A 17,611-nucleotide genomic window follows, 5' to 3' on the forward strand; every position below is an offset into this window, starting at 1 on the left:
TTCGGTGCGCTCATAACAACGACATGCCGCAGGTCAACGCGCCCGGTCACGCGGTGGCGAGCCAGTCGTACCAGGCCGGCAGGCCGTCGCCGCGGGTCGCCGAGACCGGGAGGACGCGCAGGCCGGGGCAGAGGCGGCGGGCCGCGTCCTGGCAGGCGTCCATGTCGAAGTCGACGTACGGCAGCAGGTCGATCTTGTTGATGAGCAGGACGTCCGCGCCCCGGAACATGTGCGGGTACTTCAGCGGCTTGTCGGCGCCCTCGGTGACGGACATGAGGACCACGCGGGCCCGCTCGCCGAGGTCGAACAGAGCCGGGCAGACGAGGTTGCCGACGTTCTCGATGAAGACGGTCGAGCCGTCCGGCGGCGCCAGCGCGGCCAGGGCCTCGGCCACCATCGTCGCGTCGAGGTGACAGCCCGCGCCGGTGTTGACCTGGACGGTGCGGGCGCCGGCGGCGGTGAGGCGCCGGGCGTCCAGCAGCGTCTCCTGGTCGCCCTCGATCACCGAGATCGGACGGTCCGGGCTGAGGTCGGCGACGGTGCGTTCCAGCAGCGTCGTCTTGCCGGAGCCGGGCGAGCTCATCACGTTGAGCGCGATGACGCCGCGCTCGGCCAGCCAGGCGCGGTTGCGCCCGGCCAGGTCGTCGTTGCGGGCCAGCACCTTCTGGCCGAGCGTGACGGTACGCCCGTGCTCGTGCTCGTGCTCGTGCCCGTGTTCCGGCGCGGCGAGGGTCGTCAGGCGCGCCGTGCCGCCGCCGGGCGCTCCGGCGTCGCAGCCGCAGGTCTCACACATCGTCGGCGACCTCCACCGCTTTGATCGTCAGGTCGGCGCCGCCGCTGATCGTCACGTCGGCGCTGCCGCAGGGGCACAGGGCGAGCGGCTCGCGCGCCGGGAACGTGAGCCCGCAGCTCGCGCAGTCGCCCACCCCCTCCGGCTCGGTGATGTCGAGCCGGGCGCCCGCCACGCAGGTCCCCTCCCCGGCCAGCTCGAAGCAGAATCGCACCGCGTCCGGCATGACTCCGGAAAGTCTCCCTATTTCGAGGTGGACGACCGCGACCCGCGAATCGGGCAATTGCGCAGAAATCGCCGCTATGACGCTCTCCGTGACGGCCAATTCGTGCACGCGTCCTCCGTCCGCTCGCGAGGCCCGTTCCCGCTGCCCGGGCGCTGTTCCGGTGCCCCTGATCTTCCCGGCTCAAACGCTGCGTTTACCGAACTGGGGAATCTGCTTTAAGGGCTTTTCGGGCAGTGTTTCGGGCCCCTCCGCAAGGGCAGGCCGAAATGGTAATTGATCTCTGCCGGTCGAGGGAGGGAATCGCATGGTGAGCGTCGCTACGGCGGAGCCGCTGACGGACGAGATCCATATCCTCTGGACGTCCGAGGGGATGAGCTGCGACGGGGACACGATCTCGGTGACCGCGGCCTCGCTGCCGAGCATCGAGGACGTCGTCCTCGGCGCGATACCGGGCCTGCCGAAGGTCCACCTCCACAACAAGGTGCTCGCCTACGAGAACGGCGACGAGTTCATGGAGGCGTTCCGGCAGGCGGCGCGCGGCGAGCTCGACCCGTTCGTCCTCGTCGTCGAGGGCTCGATCCCGAACGAGAACATCAACGGGGACGGCTACTGGACGTCCATGGGCAACGACCCCGAGACCGGCGAGCCCATCACGGTGAACGAGTGGATCGACCGGCTCGCGCCGAAGGCGTGGGCGGTCGTCGCGGCGGGCACCTGCGCGACCTACGGCGGCATCCACGCCATGGCGGGCAACCCGACCGGCTGCATGGGCCTCGCCGACTACCTCGGCTGGGACTTCCGCTCCGCCGGCGGGTTGCCGATCGTGAACGTGCCCGGCTGCCCCGTCCAGCCGGACAACTTCATGGAGACCCTGCTGTGGGTGCTGCACCAGGCGGCCGGGCAGGCGCCGGTGATCCCGCTGGACGACAAGCTCCGCCCGACGTGGCTGTTCGGCAAGACCGTCCACGAGGGCTGCGACCGCGCCGCCTACTACGAGCAGGCCGACTTCGCCCACGACTACAACTCGCCGAAGTGCCAGGTGAAGGTCGGCTGCTGGGGCCCGGTGGTGAACTGCAACGTCACCAAGCGCGGCTGGATGGACGGCGTCGGCGGCTGCCCCAACGTCGGCGGGATCTGCATCGGCTGCACGATGCCCGGCTTCCCGGACAGGTTCATGCCGTTCATGGACGAGCCGCCCGGCGCGAGCCTGTCCACGACGCTGCTGAAGTCCTACGGCCCGTTCATCCGGACGATGCGGTCGATCACCAACCGGAGCGCCAACAAGGAACCGAAGTGGCGCCACAACAAGGAGCGGCTCACCAGCGGTTACCAGCCCCGCTGGCCGCGCCACTGACCCGCGGTCCCGCGACCGCCACCCGAGGTCCTTGAAGGCCGCGTCACCGAAAGGCCGCGTAGATGAAGCAGGGCACGAAGGCAAGAAGCGACATGACCCCCACGAAGGGGGGCCTCGTCGAGGTCGCGTTCGACCCGATCACCCGGATCGTCGGCAACCTCGGCATCTACACCAAGATCGACTTCGCGAACCGGGAGGTGGCCGAGTGCCGGAGCACCTCGTCCATCTTCCGCGGCTACAGCGTGTTCATGAAGGGCAAGGACCCGCGCGACGCGCACTTCATCACCAGCCGCATCTGCGGCATCTGCGGCGACAACCATGCGACCTGCTCGGTCTACGCGCAGAACATGGCGTACGGGATCAAACCGCCGCCGCTGGCCGACTGGATCATCAACCTCGGTGAGGCCGCCGAGTACATGTTCGACCACACGCTGTTCCAGGACAACCTCGTGTTCGTCGACTTCTGCGAGCGGATGGTCGCCGAGACGAACCCGGGGCTGCTCACGACGGCGAAGACGACGGAGGCGCCGCGCGGCTCCGTCCACGGCTTCAAGACGATCGCCGACATCATGACCGCGTTCAACCCGTTCGAGGGCTCGGTCTACAAGGAGGCCCTGCAGCTCAGCCGCATCACCCGCGAGATGATCTGCCTGATGGAGGGGCGGCACGTCCACCCGTCCACGCTGTACCCGGGCGGCGTGGGGACGGTCGCGACGCCGCAGGTGTTCACCGACTACCTCGTCCGGCTGACGCGCTGCCTCGACTTCGTCAAGCGGGCCGTCGCGATGAACGACGACATCTTCGACTTCTTCCTGGAGGCGCTGCCCGGCTACGACCAGGTGGGCCGCCGCCGGACGCTGCTCGGCTGCTGGAGCGCGTTCCAGAACCCGGACGTCTGCGACTACGACTACCGGCACATGTCCGAATGGGGGCGGGCCGCGTACGTGACGCCGGGTGTCGTGGTCGACGGGCAGCTCGTCACCACCGACCTCGTCGACATCAACCTCGGCATGCGGATCATGCTGGGCAGCTCGTACTACGACGACTGGGTCAACGAGGAGACGTTCGTCAAGCAAGATCCGCTCGGCAATCCCATCGACCAGCGGCACCCGTGGAACCAGACGACGCTGCCGAACCCGCAGAAGCGCGACCTCGACGGCGGCAAGTACAGCTGGGTGATGAGCCCGCGCTGGCTGCACCCCGACACAGGCGACCACCTGGCGCTCGACACCGGCGGCGGTCCCCTCGCCCGGCTGTGGGCGACCGCGCTGGCCGGCGAGGTGGACACGCCGTACGTCCGGTCCACGGGGCACAGCGTCCAGATCGACCTGCCGAAGACGCCCGGCATGCCCGAGGTCAACCTGGAGTGGACGCCGCCGCGGTACGCCAACACGATCGAACGCGACCGGGCCCGCGCCTACTTCATCGCCTACGCGGCCGGGATGGCGCTGTACTTCGCCGAGAAGGCCCTGGACGAGGTCCGCGCCGGGCGGACGAAGGTGTTCACCGACTTCGAGGTCCCGGAGGAGGCGATCGGCTGCGGGTTCCACGAGGCGGTCCGCGGCGTGCTGTCGCACCACCTCGTCATCCGCGACCACAAGATCGCGAACTACCACCCGTACCCGCCGACGCCGTGGAACGCCAGCCCGCGCGACTCGTTCGGCACGCCCGGCCCCTACGAGGACGCCGTGCAGGGCCAGCCGATCTTCGAGGAGAACGGCCCGGACGACTTCAAGGGCATCGACATCATGCGGACCGTCCGCAGTTTCGACCCGTGCCTGCCGTGCGGCGTCCACATGTACGTCGGCAACGGCCGGACGATCGAGAAGCGCCATTCGCCGATGTTCGGTGCGCAGGAAGAATCATGAGCGAAGCGAGCCGGGGGGTGCGGGGGGTCGACTCCCCGCGGGGAACTCGCGTGAGCGAAGCGAGCCGGGGGGTGCGGGGGGTCGACTCCCCGCGGGGAACTCGCGTGAGCGAAGCGAGCCGGGGGGTGCGGGGGGTCGACCCCCCGCAGGGAACTCGCATGAGCGAAGCGAGCCGGGGGGTGCGGGGGGTCGACCCCCCGCAGGGAACTCGCGTGAGCTGGGACGACGAGCGCGTCCGTGAGCATGTCCAGCGCCTGGAGGGGCTGCTGGAGGGGCTCGATCCGGCCGGGGCCGACGCCGTCCAGGCGCTGGTGGAGCTGTACGGGGAGGCCCTCGACCGGGTCGTGCGGCTCTCGGCGGACACGTCGGCGCTGACCGGGGACGAGCTGATCCGGCACCTGCTGCTCGTGCACGGCCTGCATCCGGAGACGCCGGAGACGCGGGTGCGGCGGGCGCTCGGGACGCTGGAGGGGTTCCTCGGCAAGCACCGGACGTCCGTGGAGGTCGCCGGGATCGAGGACGGGACGCTGCGGCTGACGGCCGCCGCCGACGGCCGCGCCGCGCCGCCCCGCCCGGTGCTGGACGCGGTCGAGCGGGCGGTCCGGGCCGCCGCGCCCGAACTGGACCGCGTCGAGGTCGAGGCGCCCGCCCCCGAACCCGTGCTGATCACCGTCGACCAGCTGCGGAGCCGGGTGTGACGGCGGGCCTGTCCACGCCGCGTCTGGCCGAGCTGGCCCGGCGGGACGCGTCGGCACCGGCCGTGCCGGGCCCGCCGGCCCCGCCGTCCGAGCGGTGCGAGCTGTGCGCCGAGCCGCTGCCGGAAGTCCACCGCCACCTGCTGGACATGGAGAGCGGCGACCCGCTGTGCGCCTGCGGCGCGTGCGCCCTCCTGTTCAGCGACACCGCGGCGGGCGGGCGGCACTACCGGCTCGTCCCGGACGAGCGCCGCGAGCTGACCGGCTTCCGCCTGGACGGCCCGCTGTGGGCCGGTCTCGGCGTCCCGGTCGACCTGGCGTTCTTCTCGGTGGACGGGGCGGGCGCGGTGACCGCGCGCTACCCGAGCCCGGCGGGGGCGCTGCACGCGTCCGTGCACGCCGACAGCTGGCGGCGCCTGGCGGAGGCCAACCCCGTGCTGGCGGACCTGCGTCCCGACGTGGAGGCGCTGGTCGTCCACCGGGCGCGGGGCGCGGCCGAGCACTGGATCCTCCCGGTCGACGACTGCTACCGGCTCACCGCCCTGCTGCGCGAGCACTGGACGGGCTTCGCCGGCGGCGACGCCGTCTGGGGGCACATCGGCACGTTCTTCGAGGAGTTGAAGGGGGAGCAATGATCAGACTCGGCAGACCGGACGTGAAGCCCGACAAGCCGTCGCACATCCGGGGCGTCCACGAGGGCAACGGCACGGGGAACTACGAGAGGCAGCCGGGGCACCTGCGCGACGGCAGCTCCACCCAGCGCCGCTCGACCGGGGTCAACCCGTCCCACCGCGAGCCGATCCTCGACTCGATGCCGAACCTGTCCCCAGCATGAGCGAAGCGAACCGGGGGGTGCGGGGGGTCGACCCCCCGCATGAGACGGGCATGAGCGAAGCGAGCCCGGGGGAGCGGGGCGTGCCGGAGCTGGGCCTCGACCTGCTCGGGATCGAGGCCGAGACGTTCGCGGCGACACCGACGCTGAACCTGCGGGTCGGGCTGCGGCGGCTGGACGGCGGGCCCGTCCAGTGCGTCCTGCTCACCACGACGGTGACGATCGCGGCGGCGCGCCGGGACTACGACGAGGCCGAACGCGACCGGCTGACCGGCGTGTTCGGCACGCCGGACATGTGGGACAGGTCGCTGCACGGCCTGACGTGGGCGCGGGTCGGCGCGACCGTCCCGACGTTCCGCGCCGGGACGGAGGTGACGCTGTCCCTGCCGTGCGGGCACGACATGCAGGTCGCCGCCGACCGCTACCTGCACGCGCTGGGCGGCGGCGACGTCCCGCTCGACCTGACCTTCAACGGGACGGTCTTCTACCCCGGCGAGGACGGCCGGCTGCGCACCGGGCAGATCCCGTGGCACCACGAGGCGACCGGCGTGCTGCCCGTCCAGGAGTGGCGGGACCTGATGGACCGCTACTACGGCGCGGCCCGCTGGCTCCGCCTGGACGACGCGTGCTTCGGCCGGCTGGCCGCCTACCGGGCGCGCCGCGCGCACTCCTCGTTCGACGACACGGTCGACGAGCTGCTGCGCCGGGCCGAGGCGGCGCGCGAGGGGGAGGAAGAGTGGACCGTGTGAGAGCGATCGCGGACGCGGTCCTCTACGAGGGCTACCTGCTGTGGCCCTACCGCCGGTCGGCGCTCAAGAACCGCCGCCGGTGGACGATCGGCGGCGTCTATCCGCGCCGCTACGCCGAGCGCAACAACGATCACTGGACGGTGTACGCCGAGTTCCTCCTGGAGGCGGCGCCCAAGTCGGACGTCGAGGTCACGCTGCGCTTCCTGCACGCGGTGCACCGCCAGGTGATGGACGGCGACACCCCGGTGGACGAGCTCCAGCGGGCCGGCGAGACGCACATGACCTGGCAGGAGGCCGCCGAACGCGAGCTGTCCAGCGGCCGGATCTCGGTCAGGCGCATGCTGGGCGGCCCCGTCCGGATCCCGGTCGCGGTGCCGCCCGGCACCGACGAGGAACCCATAACCGACCACGGCGGTGCCGGGGGTGCCGGCGAGGCCCGGTTCGTCCGGTCCTGGGAGCGGGTGGCCGGCTGGGTGGACGTCTCCGCCGAACCCGCCGAGGACGGCGTCGTGCGCGTCCGGGTCGAGGTCGTCAACAGCGGGGACGCCGAGGAGCACGACGACGCCGTGCAGGGCGGCATGCTCTCCGCGCACGTCGTGGCGCGCGCGGGCGGCGGCGGGGCGTTCGTCTCGTGCACCGATCCGCCGGAGCGGCTGGCGGGGGCCGTCGCGACGTGCGAGCGGGACGGGCTGTGGCCGGTGCTCGCGGGGGAGCGGGGCGGCCACGACACCGTCCTCGCGGCGCCGATCGTCCTCTACGACTGGCCGCAGGTGGCTCCGGAGAGCCCCGGCGACCTGTTCGACGGGACGGAGATCGACCGGCTGCTGATCCTCAGCGTGCTCAGCCTCACCGAGGACGAGCGGCGGGAGATGGCGGCGACCGACCCGAAGGCGCGGCGGATCCTGGAGCGGTGCGGCGCGCTGTCGTCCGACGAACTGCTCGCGCTGCACGGCACGCTGCGCGACCCGAGGAGGGACGTGTGGTGAACGCGAGGGCGCTCGTCGGCGGGCGGGAGGTGACCGCGGGCAGCCGGGTCCGGCTGCGGCCCCGCGGCGGCGCCGACATCTTCGACCTCACCCTGATGGGGCGCACCGCCACCGTCGAGCGGGTCGAGGAGGACATGGAGGGCGAACTCCACCTGGTCGTCGCGGTCGACGACGACCCCGGCCGGGACCTCGGCGCCCGCAACCAGCTCGGCCACCGGTTCTTCGTCGGACTGGACGAGGTGGAGCCGCTGCCGCACGAGCGGGCGTCCCGCACGGTGCTCGTCGCCGGGATCGGGAACGTGTTCCACGGCGACGACGGGTTCGGGGTGGAGGTCGTCCGGCGGCTGGAGGAGCGCCGCATCCCGGACGGTGTCGACGTCACCGACTTCGGCATCCGCGGCATCGACCTCATGTACGCGCTCGGGGACGGCTACCGGACGGTGATCCTGGTCGACGCGGCGGCCCGCGGCGAGGAGCCCGGCACCGTGTCGGTCATCGAACCGGACCCCGGCTCCGGCGACTTCGGCGGCGCCGTCATCGACGCGCACGGGCTGGACCCGGCGCAGGTGCTGCGGCTGGCCCGCGACAACGGCCCGGTCCCGCCGCGGGTCCTGCTGGTCGCGTGCGAGCCGGCCGCCCAGACGACCGACGCCACCTGGGAGATGGAGCTCAGTGCGCCGGTCGGCGCGGCGGTCGGGGAGGCCGTCCGGCTGATCGAGCGGCTGCTCGCCGAGGAACTCGCGGAAGAACCCGCCTGACAGGAGCACGGACATCACTCGCACGCACAGAGAGGAGTTGTGGCATGAGGAAGGGAATTCACATCGGCCCGGGCGTGGTCCGGCTGATGGTCGCGCTTTTCACGCTCGCCGTGATCGCCCTGGTGGTCAAGGAGACGCCGGCGATGCGCAGGTACATCAACTCCAAGTCCATGTGATGGCGCCGGCGACACGGGAGCGCACACCGGCCATGACGACGATCGACCGGCAGCTCGTCGGCTACCTGAAGGACGCGCACGCGCTGCAGGAGCACGTCGAGGCCGCGATGAGCGAACTGCTGACCACGGTGGCGGAGGAGGATCCGGAGATCTGCCGGCGGCTCGGCCGCTACGCGGACCGGACGCGGGTGCACACGCGGGAGATCGAGGCGCGGCTGCGGGCGCACGGCTCGTCCCCGTCCATCATCCGGGACGCGGGGCAGCTGTTCGCGGCCGTGCTGGAGGCCGGGCTGGGGCGCAGCCGCCGCGACCCGGCCGGGCGGCACCTGCGGGACGCCTACGTCGCCGCCCACCTGCAGATCGCGGCCGCCGAGATGCTGCGGCGCGTCGCCGACCGCGCCGGGGACCCGGAGACCGCGCACGTCGCGACGTCGATGTGCGACGACGCGCACGCCCTGTCGGAGGAGCTGTCCGAGCGCTGGGACCTCGCGGTGGAGATGTCGCTGCGCCAGCACGGCGTCCGGGACGTCCCGCCGCCCGGGGGCGGCCGGTGAGCGGCACGGTGACCGAGGTCTTCCGGCGGCGCGCCGCGCCGGGCGCGGCCCTCGCGGACGACGCCGGCGCGATCGCCGCCGCGTGCCATGCGATGGCGGGCCGCTTCCACCGCGGCGGGCGGCTGTTCACGTTCGGCAACGGCGCCGCCGCGACGGACGCCCAGCATGTCGCGGTCGAGTTCGTCCACCCGGTGATCGTGGGGAAGCGGGCGCTGCCCGCGCTGTCGCTCACCGGCGACGTCGCGACCCTCACCGGGATCTGCGCGGGGCCGGGCTTCGACGACGTGTTCGCGCACCAGGTCCGCTGCTTCGGCGGCCCGGACGACATCGCCTTCGGGGTCTCCCCGGACGGGCGGTGCCGGAACGTCCTGCGCGGCCTGGAGACCGCCCGCGGCCTCGGCATGCTCACGGTCGCGCTGGCGGGCGGCGACGGCGGGGCGCTGACCGGCGCGGTCGACCACCTGGTCACCGTGCGGTCCGACGATCCGCGCGTCGTCAAGGAAGTGCACGTCACCGCGTACCACCTGCTCTGGGAGCTGGTCCACGTGTTCCTGGAGCAGCCGGACGTGCTCGGCCAGGAGGTGGTCGCGTGACGGGGTGCACGGGCGACCACTGCGTGACCTGCTCGGACGAGGCCGTACCCGGCACCGTTCTGCGGCTGCTCGACGGCGGCCTCGCGGACGTCGACGCCGGGGACGGGCGCGTCGAGCGGATCAGCGTGGCACTGGTGGACGCGGGCGTCGGCGACACGGTGCTCGTCCACGCCAAGGAGGCGATCGGGGTGGTGACGTGACCGAGATGCTCTATCCGTTCCTGTACGCGGGCGGGACGGGCCTGGACACCCTCCTGGAGGACGTCCGGCGCTCGACGATCGACAAGGCCAACGAGATCGTCCGGCTGCGCGAGACCGTCCTGGAGGAGTACGCGGAGGACCTCGCGGCGTGCGCCGCGCGGATGGCGGACGCGTTCCGCGGCGGCGGGCGGCTGTTCACCTTCGGTAACGGCGGAAGCTCGACGGACGCGCAGGACGTCGCCGCGCTGTTCCTCAACCCGGGCGGGACGGCGCGTCCGCTGCCCGCGCTGGCCCTCACCAACGACGCCGCCGTCGTCACCGCGCTGTCGAACGACATCGGGTTCGAGGTCGTGTTCGCGCGGCAGCTCGCCGCGTTCGGGCGGCCCGGCGACATCGCGCTCGCGCTGTCGACGAGCGGTAACTCCGACAACCTCATCGCCGCACTGCGGGAGGCGGCGCGGCGCGGGATGACGGTGGTCGGGCTCGCCGGGTACACCGGCGGGCAGATGGCGGAGACGCCCGGTCTGCACCACCTCTTCGTCGTGCCGTCGTCGTCCGTGCACCGGATCCAGGAGGCGCAGACGACGATCTACCACGCGCTCTGGGAGCTGACGCAGCGCGAACTGACGCAGCGCGAAACGACGCAGCGCGAACTGACGCAGCGCGAACTGACACGGGGGGACCGCTGATGTGCCTGGCGATACCGGGCGAGATCGTGGAGATCATGCCGGACCGTCCGGTGGCGAAGGTCGACGTCACCGGCGTCCGCCGGGCCGTGAACATCGGCCTGCTCGACGGTGCGGGGCTCGCCGCCGGCGACTGGGTCCTCATCCATGTCGGCTTCGCCATGTCCAAGATCGACGAGGCCGAGGCGCGGGCCACGCTGAAGCTGCTCCAGGGCATCGGCGACGCCTACGACGACGAGATCGACGCACTGCGGGAATCGAGGATCGACTGATGCGCTACGTCGACGAGTACCGGGACTCGGAGAAGGCGCGGGCGCTCGCCGCCTCGATCGCCTCCCTGTGCGAACCCGGCCGCCACTACAAGTTCATGGAGGTGTGCGGGGGCCACACGCACACCATCTACAAGCACGGCCTTGAGGACTACCTGCCGGAGAGCATCTCCCTCGTGCACGGGCCGGGCTGCCCGGTCTGCGTGATCCCGATGGGGCGGGTGGACGACGCGATCCACATCGCGTCGCAGCCGGACGTCATCATGGCGTCGTTCGGCGACATGATGCGCGTCCCCGGGGGCCGCGGCTCGTTCTTCGACGCGAAGGCCGCCGGCGCCGACATCCGGATGGTGTACTCGCCGCTGGACGCCCTGAAGATCGCCGAGCGGAACCCGTCCCGGCGCGTGGTCTTCATGGGGATCGGCTTCGAGACGACCGCGCCGTCCACCGCGATGACGGTGCTGCGCGCGGCGGACGCCGGGATCACGAACTTCTCGGTGTTCTGCAACCACGTCACGATCCTCCCGGCGATCAAGGCGATCCTGGACTCGCCGGACCTGCGGCTGGACGGCTTCCTCGGCCCCGGCCACGTCTCGACCGTCATCGGCTGCCGGCCGTACTCGTTCATCACCGACGACTACGGAAAGCCGCTGGTCGTCGCCGGTTTCGAGCCGCTCGACCTGCTGCAGTCGGTGCACATGCTGCTCGCGCAGCTCGCCTCGGGCCGCTCGGAGGTCGAGAACCAGTACGGCCGGGTCGTCCCGTGGGAGGGCAACCCCAAGGCGCTCGACGCCATCGCCCGCACGATGGAGATGCGCCCCTACTTCGAATGGCGCGGGCTCGGGTTCATCTCGCATTCCGCGCTCCGCATGAGGGACGAGTACGCGGCCTTCGACGCCGAGCGCATCTTCGACATCCCGGGCGGACGGGTCGCGGACCCGAAGGCGTGCCAGTGCGGCGAGGTCCTGAAGGGCGTCCTGAAACCGTGGGAGTGCAAGGTCTTCGGGACGGCCTGCACCCCGGAGACGCCGATCGGAACGTGCATGGTGTCGTCGGAAGGGGCCTGCGCCGCCTACTACAACTTCGGCCGCTTCACCCGGGAGCGCGTCAAGGAGGCGACCCGATGACGATCCGCGAAGAGCAGGTCCTCGAACGCATCTCGCGGGCGCGCGGCCGGAAGGCCCGCCTGCGCGAGGACACCATCACGCTCGCGCACGGCTCCGGCGGAAAGGCCACCCACACGCTGGTCGAGGCGGTGTTCCGCGAGGCGTTCGGGAATCCGGTCCTGGACCGCCTGGACGACTCGGCGCGATTCTCGGTCAACGGCGCCGACCTGGCCTTCACCACCGACTCCTATGTGGTGTCGCCCCTGTTCTTCCCCGGCGGCGACATCGGCGACCTGGCCGTGAACGGCACGGTCAACGACCTGGCCGTCGCGGGCGCGACGCCGTTGCACCTCTCCGCCGGTTTCATTCTCGAAGAGGGCTTCCCGGTCGCCGACCTGCGCCGCATCACCGAGTCGATGCGGTGCGCGGCCGAGGCCGCCGGCGTCGACATCGTCACGGGCGACACGAAGGTCGTCGAGCGCGGGAAGGCCGACGGCTGCTACATCAACACCGCCGGCGTGGGCGTCGTCCATTCCCCGCCGGCGGGCGAGATCCGTCCCGGCGACGCCGTTCTGGTCACGGGCCCGATCGGCGAGCACGGCGTCACCGTCATGCTGGCGCGCGGCGAACTCGACATCGAGGCGGACACCGTCTCCGACACCGCACCGCTGAACTGCCTGCTCGCCGACCTGGCGTGCCGCTGCCCCGGCGCCGTCCGCCGCATGCGCGACGCGACCCGGGGCGGCGTGGCGACCGTCCTCAACGAACTGGCGGCGGACGCCGGAATGGCCGTGGTGGTGGACGAGGACGCGATTCCCGTCCGTCCCGCCGTTCGGGGCGCCTGCGAACTGCTCGGCATAGACCCGATGTACGTGGCGTGCGAGGGCCGGGCCGTGGTCGTGGTCGCGCCCGAGGCGTCCGATTCGGCCCTGGATTCGCTGCGCACCCACCCATTGGGCGCGGAGGCCGCCGTCATCGGCCACGTGAAGGACGACCCGCCTGGGACCGTCCTGCTGAAAACCGCGTTCGGCGGAACCCGGATCGTCGACCTGCTGGTGGGCGACCCGCTACCGCGCATCTGCTGAAAGGTCAGGATCTGCCCACGAAACGGGCATGTTCTCGCCTTCCCAGATCGCTCTCCGCTCAGGCGGGCACCACATCCTCACGCTCAGGCGCAACATCCTTGGGGGACACAACAATGAGCGATCTCATCGCCATCGCCTATCCCGACGTCGACCGTGCCATCGAGGTCCGCGACCGGCTCATCGACATGCAACGCCAGAACATCATCCAGCTCGCGGACGCCGCCGTCGTCGAGAAGCGCCTCGACGGCAAGATCAAGCTGCACCAGATCCACAACACCACCGGCCGGGGCGCCGCCTGGGGCACCGTCTGGGGCGGCCTCATCGGCATGATCTTCTTCGCCCCGCTGGTGGGCATGGCCGTCGGCGCCGCCGCCGGCGCCGCGGGCGGCTCGATGACCGACGTCGGCGTGGACGACTCGTTCATGCGCGATCTCGGCGAGAAGCTCCAGCCCGGCGGCGCCGCCCTGTTCCTGCTGGTCACCCGGGTGACCCCCGACAAGGTCCTGCCGCAGATCACCCCGTACGGCGGCGAGATCCTCCAGACCTCGCTCAGCCAGGAGGCCGAGAACCACCTGCGCGAGGCCATCGAAGCCGATGCCCGCGTCCACGCCACCACCTGATCCGCCGAAAAACAATTCGCGCGCGCCCGCACCGGCCTTTTATCGTCGAAGTGCCGGTGCGGGGTGGTGCAACGGGAGCATGCAGGTCTCATAAGCCTGGTGATGCGGGTTCGAATCCCGCCCCCGCCTCTGATGAAAGGCGCGCCCGAAATCCGGGCGCGCCTTTCGTGTCAATTGCCGCGCACGGCCGATGCGTCGTCCCGGCGGGAACGGCTCCGACGAGTGTCATCAGCAAACGTCGATGTACCAGATCGGACCCCAGTCGTCGACGCGCGTGGGGACGTTGTTCGCCGGAATGGTCATGCGCGTGATGTAGTCCCGGTCCCTCAGGACGGCGGGATAGACGGTGTACTGGTTGTTGGTGACGGCGCCGGCGCCCAGGAAGTTGGAGAGGGTCCGCCTGGTGCAGTACCAGAGCTCGAACACGGTGTGCTGGCCGTCCCCCTCGCCCACAGCCACGCACAGGTAGCCGCTCCAGCAGTTGTGGAGAAGGTTGTTCCGCTGCTCCGTGGTCAGATTGGGCTTCACCCTTTCCTTTCTGGAGTCGAGCGGCGTGAGCGACGGCGTCCAGGCCAGGGTCCTGGCGTCGGACGCGCCGGGACGGCCGCCGTCCTTCCTCTCGGCGGCATGCGCGGCCGGAGCGCCGACCGGGAACAGCACCTGTAAGGCGGCGATGACCGCGAAGAGAGCGGCCGGCGCGGCCGGCATTCTCGGGTATCTCATCACGTCTCCTTCCAACGAATCTGGGAGAAGTAGACCAATCGGCGGTTTCACGGCTGCTTCAGAACGGCTTCGGCCTCCGCCGAGGCGGTGCGGTGAAGCCGATGTGAAGCCGATGTGAAGCAGTGCCTGAGTAGCTTCTGCTCGACCGTTCGACTTCTCGCAGGGGGAAAGACATGAAAACCAGAATCCGCACGGTGCTCGCCGCGGGGGCGGCGACGGTGGGCATCGCCGCGACGACGCTCGCCGGGTCCGTCGCCAGTCCCACGGAGGCGAAGGCGGCCGGCGGCCCCTGGCTCGGATGCCCGTACGGGGCCGTGTGCATCTACACCGACACCACGTTCTCGCACATCACGCAGACCTTCTGGTCCTACGGACCGCACAACCTGGTCAACCAGTACGGACGCCGGCCCATCGTCAACAACCAGTACGGCGGCGCCACCGCGACGCTGTGCTACGGCTACAACGGCACCAGCTGCGACGCCGGCTGGACCATCCCGCCCAAGGAGGGCACCGCCTGCGCCACCTGCTACGCGCTTCCCTACCTGACGCCCTTCAACTCCATCGTCCTGAACCGTCCCTGAGTAGGCCACTCGCTGCCGCGAACGGCCGTTCCCGGGGGTTACCTCGGTGAACCTCGCCGAGCGTGAGCCGCGTCGTAAACAGTGACGGAGATGCCCTGATCGGTGAGTTCGCTGGTGATGAGCGGCTCGATCCGGTCCCACCGGCCTGCCCGATCATGTTGGCAACCCAGATGTCGGGGGTGACCCGCACGAGTTGGACTGCTCCGAGCCCGAAGTCGTTGCCGGACCGGCCGCGGTGCCAGCGGCGGTAGGCGGCTTCGGGCTCGGACCAGCGTTTGGAGATCGCCCGGACGAAGCCCTTGCCCCACTCGCCCCGGTTGTTGCAGATGTGGGCTATGACCTTGGTGCCCTTGGCCTGAGGACTGGTCGCGTCGCCGGCCAGGTAGGTGATCTCCGCCATGACCTGTGACGTTATAAGGGCATGCCGACAGACCCCCGGTACCAGACCGGGGGTCTCTGCCGGGAGAACGGCTGCGTCAGTGGCCCCGTAGGGCTCTTTCTATGGCGGAGAGCTTGTCCGCCAGGTGCAGGAGGGCGCCCACGGACGGGTCTTCCTGGTCGCCGGTCAGCAACTGCGAGCGCTGGTAGGCCGTCTTGATCTCCGTCCAGCGCTCGATCTCACCGGGCGTCAGGTTCCCTCGCAGTTCCGACAGTTTCAGCAGGTTCGCCTCGGCGTCCGAGGTCAGTGTCTGCGACTCGGCCCGGTAGTGATCGTCGATGGCCGCCTCCAGTTCGGCCGCGTTCATCACCGGGAGGATGCGCTCGGCCAGCTTGTTCATGTCGCGGTAGGAGCCCTGCAGACGGAAGGGCGGCTTGGTGCGGGACGAGTCGTCCTGGGCCGCCGAGGCGATGTACGCGCGGTTGACCGTCAGAACCACCTCCTGGACGCGGATGAGCTTTTCGAGGACGGAGAGGATCTCGTCCAGCTCGGCCTGTGAGTAGGGGTGCGACAGCCGGTCGGGGCGGACGGTCCGGTCACCGGAGGCCAGCCGGACGAGCAGTTCGACATCCGCACGGTCGCGGTTCGTGAGAGGGGCGAGGACGGGGTTCGAGGTCAGCGCGTTCTCTATGTAGCTGAGTGCGAAGAGGCCGTCCTTGCCGGAGAGGACGTCGCCCAGGTTCCACACGTCGGCGCGGTTGGCGAGCATGTCGGGGATGCGGAAGCGCCGCCCGGATTCGGTGTACGGGTTGCCTGCCATGCAGACGGCGAAGCGCTTGCCGCGCAGGTCGTAGGTCCGTGCTGCGCCTTCGACGCGGCGTTGGGCGTCGCAGAGGGGGATGAACTTCTGCAGCAGTTCGGGTGAGGTGTGCTGGATGTCGTCCACATAGAGCAGGACGTTGTTGCCCATCTCAAGAGCGAAGTTGATCTTCTCGACCTCGCGGGCGGCGGTGGCGTCGGGCGCCTGGGCGGGGTCGAGGGAGGTGACGTCGTGGCCGAGAGCGGGTCCGTCCACTCTGACGAAGGCCAGGCCGAGGCGGTCGGCGACGTATTCCATGAGGGTCGTCTTGCCGTAGCCCGGGGGTGAGATGAGCAGCAGCAGGCCCATCTGGTCGGTGCGCTTGCCCTCTCCGGTGGCGCCGAGTTGTTTGGCGAGGTTGTCGCCGATGAGGGGCAGGTACACCTCGTCCACGAGGCGGTTCCGGACGAACGCGCTCATCGTGCGGGGTTTCAGGTCGGCGAGCCCGAGGCGCTTCTCCTCGGCCGCTATCAGGGTGTTGCGCCGTTTCTGGTAGGCGCGGAACGCGGGAACTCGCTCGCGCAGCAGCGTCTCCAGGATGCGGGCCGCGTCGTGGTCGTGGACGCCCCGCTCGTACCCCTCGTCGTAGCGGTCGGCCGCCGCGTCCCGGACGAGTCCGAGGAGGCGGCCGTCGGCGGCGGCCTGCCGCAGGTCGTCGGCCGACGACGCGGAGAGGACGGACGTCGCCAGGTACTCCGCCCGATATGTTTCCGGAAGACGTTGTAGCCGAACAGCATCACGTCGCCGAGCGCCACCACGTCCCGCGGGACGCACTTGTGCGCCGTCCGGATCCGCTCGGTCCCGGCCAGCCGCATCTCGGCGCCGCCGAAGACCTCCAGCCGCCGCGCGTTCAGCGCCTCCGCGCGCCGCCCCAGCTCACCGGCATGCTCGGCGAGCCGCCCGCGCAGCACCTCGTACGTCCCATGGTCCAGCGCGCCCCGTCCGCCCGCGGCCTCGGCGGCCTCCTTGACGACCCCGCTCACCGGCTCTCCCCTTTCCCGTTCGTCACCCGTCCCGCCTCAGCCGCCACGCCTCGCTCCCGAAGACACCCCTCACCATCCGGCGCGACGCCCCGCCCCCACCCCAGCCACCCGACGCGGTCGGTGGGGACGGGGCACGTTCCGCTCCCGTCTTCGGCGGCTCGGTGCGGGGCCCGATTCGGGGGCGAAGAGGGAGAGGGCGCGACGGGTCGTCGGGCAGGCGGCCCCCGGCGGCGACGACCCGCCGCACGTATCCGATCAATTCGAGGTCAGTGCGGTTCCGTTGATCTCGGACAGGGGAGCGTCGGCCACGCCGAGGCGGCGGGCGGTGTCCAGGAGGTCCTGGAATCCGGACGCGTCCGGGCCGCCGGACTTGATCAGCCGGAGCAGCAGCGCCGACAGGGTCAGGTCGCGGACGCCGGCCGTGTCGACGGAGCCGAGCAGCCGGGCGACGTCGTCGGTGAAGGACGACGAGCCGTCCAGCCACGGGCCGGCGAGCGACCGCGCGACCTCGGAGTTCTGGACGAAGCCGTCCACGCTCT

General features: G+C 71.0%; 24 protein-coding genes, 1 tRNA gene and 1 pseudogene. 19 read left to right on the top strand and 7 right to left on the bottom strand.

Annotation, left to right across the window (positions count from 1 at the left end; genetic code table 11):
• Positions 1-46: 46 nt before the first annotated feature.
• Together hypB and SM611_RS19425 are read right to left on the bottom strand one after the other, a co-directional pair.
• Positions 47-793, bottom strand: coding sequence for a hydrogenase nickel incorporation protein HypB (gene hypB, locus SM611_RS19420; RefSeq protein ID WP_371951172.1), 747 nt, complete (start codon positions 791-793; stop codon positions 47-49).
• A complete protein-coding gene (locus SM611_RS19425; RefSeq protein ID WP_371951174.1) occupies positions 786-1,124 on the bottom strand; it encodes a hydrogenase maturation nickel metallochaperone HypA/HybF in 339 nt (112 codons plus the stop codon). Before SM611_RS19425 ends, hypB begins: the two co-directional genes overlap by 8 nt.
• 196 nt (positions 1,125-1,320) lie before the next feature.
• On the opposite strand from SM611_RS19425, the gene SM611_RS19430 reads away from it, so the two are divergent.
• From SM611_RS19430 to SM611_RS19515, 18 genes are all read left to right on the top strand, one after another.
• Positions 1,321-2,370 carry an NADH-quinone oxidoreductase subunit B family protein gene (locus SM611_RS19430; protein WP_371951176.1) on the top strand — a complete coding sequence of 350 codons (1,050 nt, stop codon included), beginning with the start codon at positions 1,321-1,323 and terminating at the stop codon, positions 2,368-2,370.
• Between the two features lie 92 nt (positions 2,371-2,462).
• Positions 2,463-4,238: a nickel-dependent hydrogenase large subunit gene (locus SM611_RS19435; RefSeq protein WP_371951178.1), complete on the top strand. Its 1,776-nt coding sequence runs from the start codon at positions 2,463-2,465 to the stop codon at positions 4,236-4,238.
• A 212-nt stretch (positions 4,239-4,450) separates the two neighbouring features.
• Positions 4,451-4,936 (top strand): NifU-related iron-sulfur-binding protein, encoded by a 486-nt coding sequence (locus tag SM611_RS19440; RefSeq protein WP_371951180.1) that lies wholly within the window; start codon positions 4,451-4,453, stop codon positions 4,934-4,936.
• Positions 4,933-5,568: a DUF5947 family protein gene (locus tag SM611_RS19445; protein ID WP_371951181.1), complete on the top strand. Its 636-nt coding sequence runs from the start codon at positions 4,933-4,935 to the stop codon at positions 5,566-5,568. Before SM611_RS19440 ends, SM611_RS19445 begins: the two co-directional genes overlap by 4 nt.
• The gene (locus SM611_RS19450; protein WP_371951183.1) at positions 5,565-5,768 is read left to right on the top strand and encodes a hypothetical protein; all 204 of its coding nucleotides are present in this window, start codon (positions 5,565-5,567) and stop codon (positions 5,766-5,768) included. Before SM611_RS19445 ends, SM611_RS19450 begins: the two co-directional genes overlap by 4 nt.
• Before the next feature lie 50 nt (positions 5,769-5,818).
• Positions 5,819-6,514 (top strand): DUF6084 family protein, encoded by a 696-nt coding sequence (locus SM611_RS19455; RefSeq protein WP_371951185.1) that lies wholly within the window; start codon positions 5,819-5,821, stop codon positions 6,512-6,514.
• A complete protein-coding gene (locus SM611_RS19460) occupies positions 6,502-7,500 on the top strand; it encodes a hypothetical protein (protein WP_371951187.1) in 999 nt (332 codons plus the stop codon). The genes SM611_RS19455 and SM611_RS19460 overlap by 13 nt, the downstream gene beginning before the upstream one ends.
• Positions 7,494-8,258 carry a hydrogenase maturation protease gene (locus SM611_RS19465; RefSeq protein WP_371951188.1) on the top strand — a complete coding sequence of 255 codons (765 nt, stop codon included), beginning with the start codon at positions 7,494-7,496 and terminating at the stop codon, positions 8,256-8,258. Before SM611_RS19460 ends, SM611_RS19465 begins: the two co-directional genes overlap by 7 nt.
• Before the next feature lie 44 nt (positions 8,259-8,302).
• The gene (locus tag SM611_RS19470; RefSeq protein ID WP_371951190.1) at positions 8,303-8,434 is read left to right on the top strand and encodes a hypothetical protein; all 132 of its coding nucleotides are present in this window, start codon (positions 8,303-8,305) and stop codon (positions 8,432-8,434) included.
• A gap of 32 nt (positions 8,435-8,466) precedes the next feature.
• Positions 8,467-8,988, top strand: coding sequence for a DUF892 family protein (locus SM611_RS19475; RefSeq protein WP_371951192.1), 522 nt, complete (start codon positions 8,467-8,469; stop codon positions 8,986-8,988).
• The gene (locus SM611_RS19480) at positions 8,985-9,581 is read left to right on the top strand and encodes a D-sedoheptulose-7-phosphate isomerase (RefSeq protein ID WP_371951194.1); all 597 of its coding nucleotides are present in this window, start codon (positions 8,985-8,987) and stop codon (positions 9,579-9,581) included. The genes SM611_RS19475 and SM611_RS19480 overlap by 4 nt, the downstream gene beginning before the upstream one ends.
• Entirely contained in the window at positions 9,578-9,781 is a 204-nt protein-coding gene (locus tag SM611_RS19485) for a HypC/HybG/HupF family hydrogenase formation chaperone (RefSeq protein ID WP_371951195.1), read from the top strand. The genes SM611_RS19480 and SM611_RS19485 overlap by 4 nt, the downstream gene beginning before the upstream one ends.
• Positions 9,782-9,786: 5 nt before the next feature.
• The gene (locus SM611_RS19490; protein WP_371951510.1) at positions 9,787-10,470 is read left to right on the top strand and encodes a D-sedoheptulose-7-phosphate isomerase; all 684 of its coding nucleotides are present in this window, start codon (positions 9,787-9,789) and stop codon (positions 10,468-10,470) included.
• Positions 10,470-10,739: a HypC/HybG/HupF family hydrogenase formation chaperone gene (locus SM611_RS19495; RefSeq protein WP_371951197.1), complete on the top strand. Its 270-nt coding sequence runs from the start codon at positions 10,470-10,472 to the stop codon at positions 10,737-10,739. Before SM611_RS19490 ends, SM611_RS19495 begins: the two co-directional genes overlap by 1 nt.
• Positions 10,739-11,863 (top strand): hydrogenase formation protein HypD, encoded by a 1,125-nt coding sequence (hypD, locus tag SM611_RS19500; RefSeq protein WP_371951199.1) that lies wholly within the window; start codon positions 10,739-10,741, stop codon positions 11,861-11,863. The genes SM611_RS19495 and hypD overlap by 1 nt, the downstream gene beginning before the upstream one ends.
• The gene (gene hypE / locus SM611_RS19505; protein WP_371951201.1) at positions 11,860-12,927 is read left to right on the top strand and encodes a hydrogenase expression/formation protein HypE; all 1,068 of its coding nucleotides are present in this window, start codon (positions 11,860-11,862) and stop codon (positions 12,925-12,927) included. Before hypD ends, hypE begins: the two co-directional genes overlap by 4 nt.
• 113 nt (positions 12,928-13,040) lie before the next feature.
• The gene (locus SM611_RS19510) at positions 13,041-13,547 is read left to right on the top strand and encodes a DUF1269 domain-containing protein (RefSeq protein WP_371951203.1); all 507 of its coding nucleotides are present in this window, start codon (positions 13,041-13,043) and stop codon (positions 13,545-13,547) included.
• 57 nt (positions 13,548-13,604) lie between these two features.
• Positions 13,605-13,676, top strand: a tRNA-Met gene (locus SM611_RS19515).
• A 99-nt stretch (positions 13,677-13,775) separates the two neighbouring features.
• On the opposite strand, the gene SM611_RS19520 is transcribed toward SM611_RS19515, so the two are convergent.
• Complete coding sequence (locus SM611_RS19520) at positions 13,776-14,270, bottom strand: hypothetical protein (RefSeq protein WP_371951205.1); 495 nt, start codon at positions 14,268-14,270, stop codon at positions 13,776-13,778.
• Positions 14,271-14,443: 173 nt separating this feature from the next.
• Here SM611_RS19520 and SM611_RS19525 point away from each other — a divergent pair, with 173 nt between their 5' ends.
• Positions 14,444-14,851: a hypothetical protein gene (locus SM611_RS19525; protein ID WP_371951207.1), complete on the top strand. Its 408-nt coding sequence runs from the start codon at positions 14,444-14,446 to the stop codon at positions 14,849-14,851.
• Here SM611_RS19525 and SM611_RS19530 read toward each other — a convergent pair.
• From SM611_RS19530 to SM611_RS19545, 4 genes and pseudogenes are all read right to left on the bottom strand, one after another.
• Positions 14,823-15,251, bottom strand: a complete 429-nt coding sequence (locus SM611_RS19530) for a macro domain-containing protein (RefSeq protein ID WP_371951208.1) — start codon at positions 15,249-15,251, stop codon at positions 14,823-14,825. The two genes, SM611_RS19525 and SM611_RS19530, sit on opposite strands and share 29 nt — an antisense overlap.
• Positions 15,252-15,327: 76 nt before the next feature.
• Positions 15,328-16,608, bottom strand: a pseudogene (locus tag SM611_RS19535) (AAA family ATPase); the annotation flags it as partial.
• Positions 16,560-17,072: a DNA repair ATPase gene (locus SM611_RS19540; protein ID WP_371951210.1), complete on the bottom strand. Its 513-nt coding sequence runs from the start codon at positions 17,070-17,072 to the stop codon at positions 16,560-16,562. The pseudogene SM611_RS19535 and the gene SM611_RS19540, both read right to left, overlap by 49 nt.
• Before the next feature lie 255 nt (positions 17,073-17,327).
• Positions 17,328-17,606: a hypothetical protein gene (locus SM611_RS19545; protein ID WP_371951211.1), complete on the bottom strand. Its 279-nt coding sequence runs from the start codon at positions 17,604-17,606 to the stop codon at positions 17,328-17,330.
• Between the last annotated feature and the right edge of the window lie 5 nt (positions 17,607-17,611).

This window comes from Actinomadura monticuli (genome assembly GCF_041463655.1).
Classification (GTDB): Bacteria; Actinomycetota; Actinomycetes; order Streptosporangiales; family Streptosporangiaceae; genus Spirillospora; species Spirillospora monticuli.

Bases quoted from the DNA above. Each gene is read 5' to 3' on its own strand.
- SM611_RS19475 (WP_371951192.1), top strand. From the start codon at position 8,467: ATGACGACGATCGACCGGCAGCTCGTCGGCTACCTGAAGGACGCGCAC.
- hypD (WP_371951199.1), top strand. From the start codon at position 10,739: ATGCGCTACGTCGACGAGTACCGGGACTCGGAGAAGGCGCGGGCGCTC.
- SM611_RS19435 (WP_371951178.1), top strand. From the start codon at position 2,463: ATGACCCCCACGAAGGGGGGCCTCGTCGAGGTCGCGTTCGACCCGATC.
- SM611_RS19455 (WP_371951185.1), top strand. From the start codon at position 5,819: ATGAGCGAAGCGAGCCCGGGGGAGCGGGGCGTGCCGGAGCTGGGCCTC.
- SM611_RS19495 (WP_371951197.1), top strand. From the start codon at position 10,470: ATGTGCCTGGCGATACCGGGCGAGATCGTGGAGATCATGCCGGACCGT.
- SM611_RS19530 (WP_371951208.1), bottom strand. From the start codon at position 15,251: ATGGCGGAGATCACCTACCTGGCCGGCGACGCGACCAGTCCTCAGGCC.
- hypB (WP_371951172.1), bottom strand. From the start codon at position 793: ATGTGTGAGACCTGCGGCTGCGACGCCGGAGCGCCCGGCGGCGGCACG.
- SM611_RS19430 (WP_371951176.1), top strand. From the start codon at position 1,321: ATGGTGAGCGTCGCTACGGCGGAGCCGCTGACGGACGAGATCCATATC.
- SM611_RS19525 (WP_371951207.1), top strand. From the start codon at position 14,444: ATGAAAACCAGAATCCGCACGGTGCTCGCCGCGGGGGCGGCGACGGTG.
- SM611_RS19470 (WP_371951190.1), top strand. From the start codon at position 8,303: ATGAGGAAGGGAATTCACATCGGCCCGGGCGTGGTCCGGCTGATGGTC.
- hypE (WP_371951201.1), top strand. From the start codon at position 11,860: ATGACGATCCGCGAAGAGCAGGTCCTCGAACGCATCTCGCGGGCGCGC.
- SM611_RS19450 (WP_371951183.1), top strand. From the start codon at position 5,565: ATGATCAGACTCGGCAGACCGGACGTGAAGCCCGACAAGCCGTCGCAC.
- SM611_RS19490 (WP_371951510.1), top strand. From the start codon at position 9,787: ATGCTCTATCCGTTCCTGTACGCGGGCGGGACGGGCCTGGACACCCTC.
- SM611_RS19510 (WP_371951203.1), top strand. From the start codon at position 13,041: ATGAGCGATCTCATCGCCATCGCCTATCCCGACGTCGACCGTGCCATC.
- SM611_RS19520 (WP_371951205.1), bottom strand. From the start codon at position 14,270: ATGAGATACCCGAGAATGCCGGCCGCGCCGGCCGCTCTCTTCGCGGTC.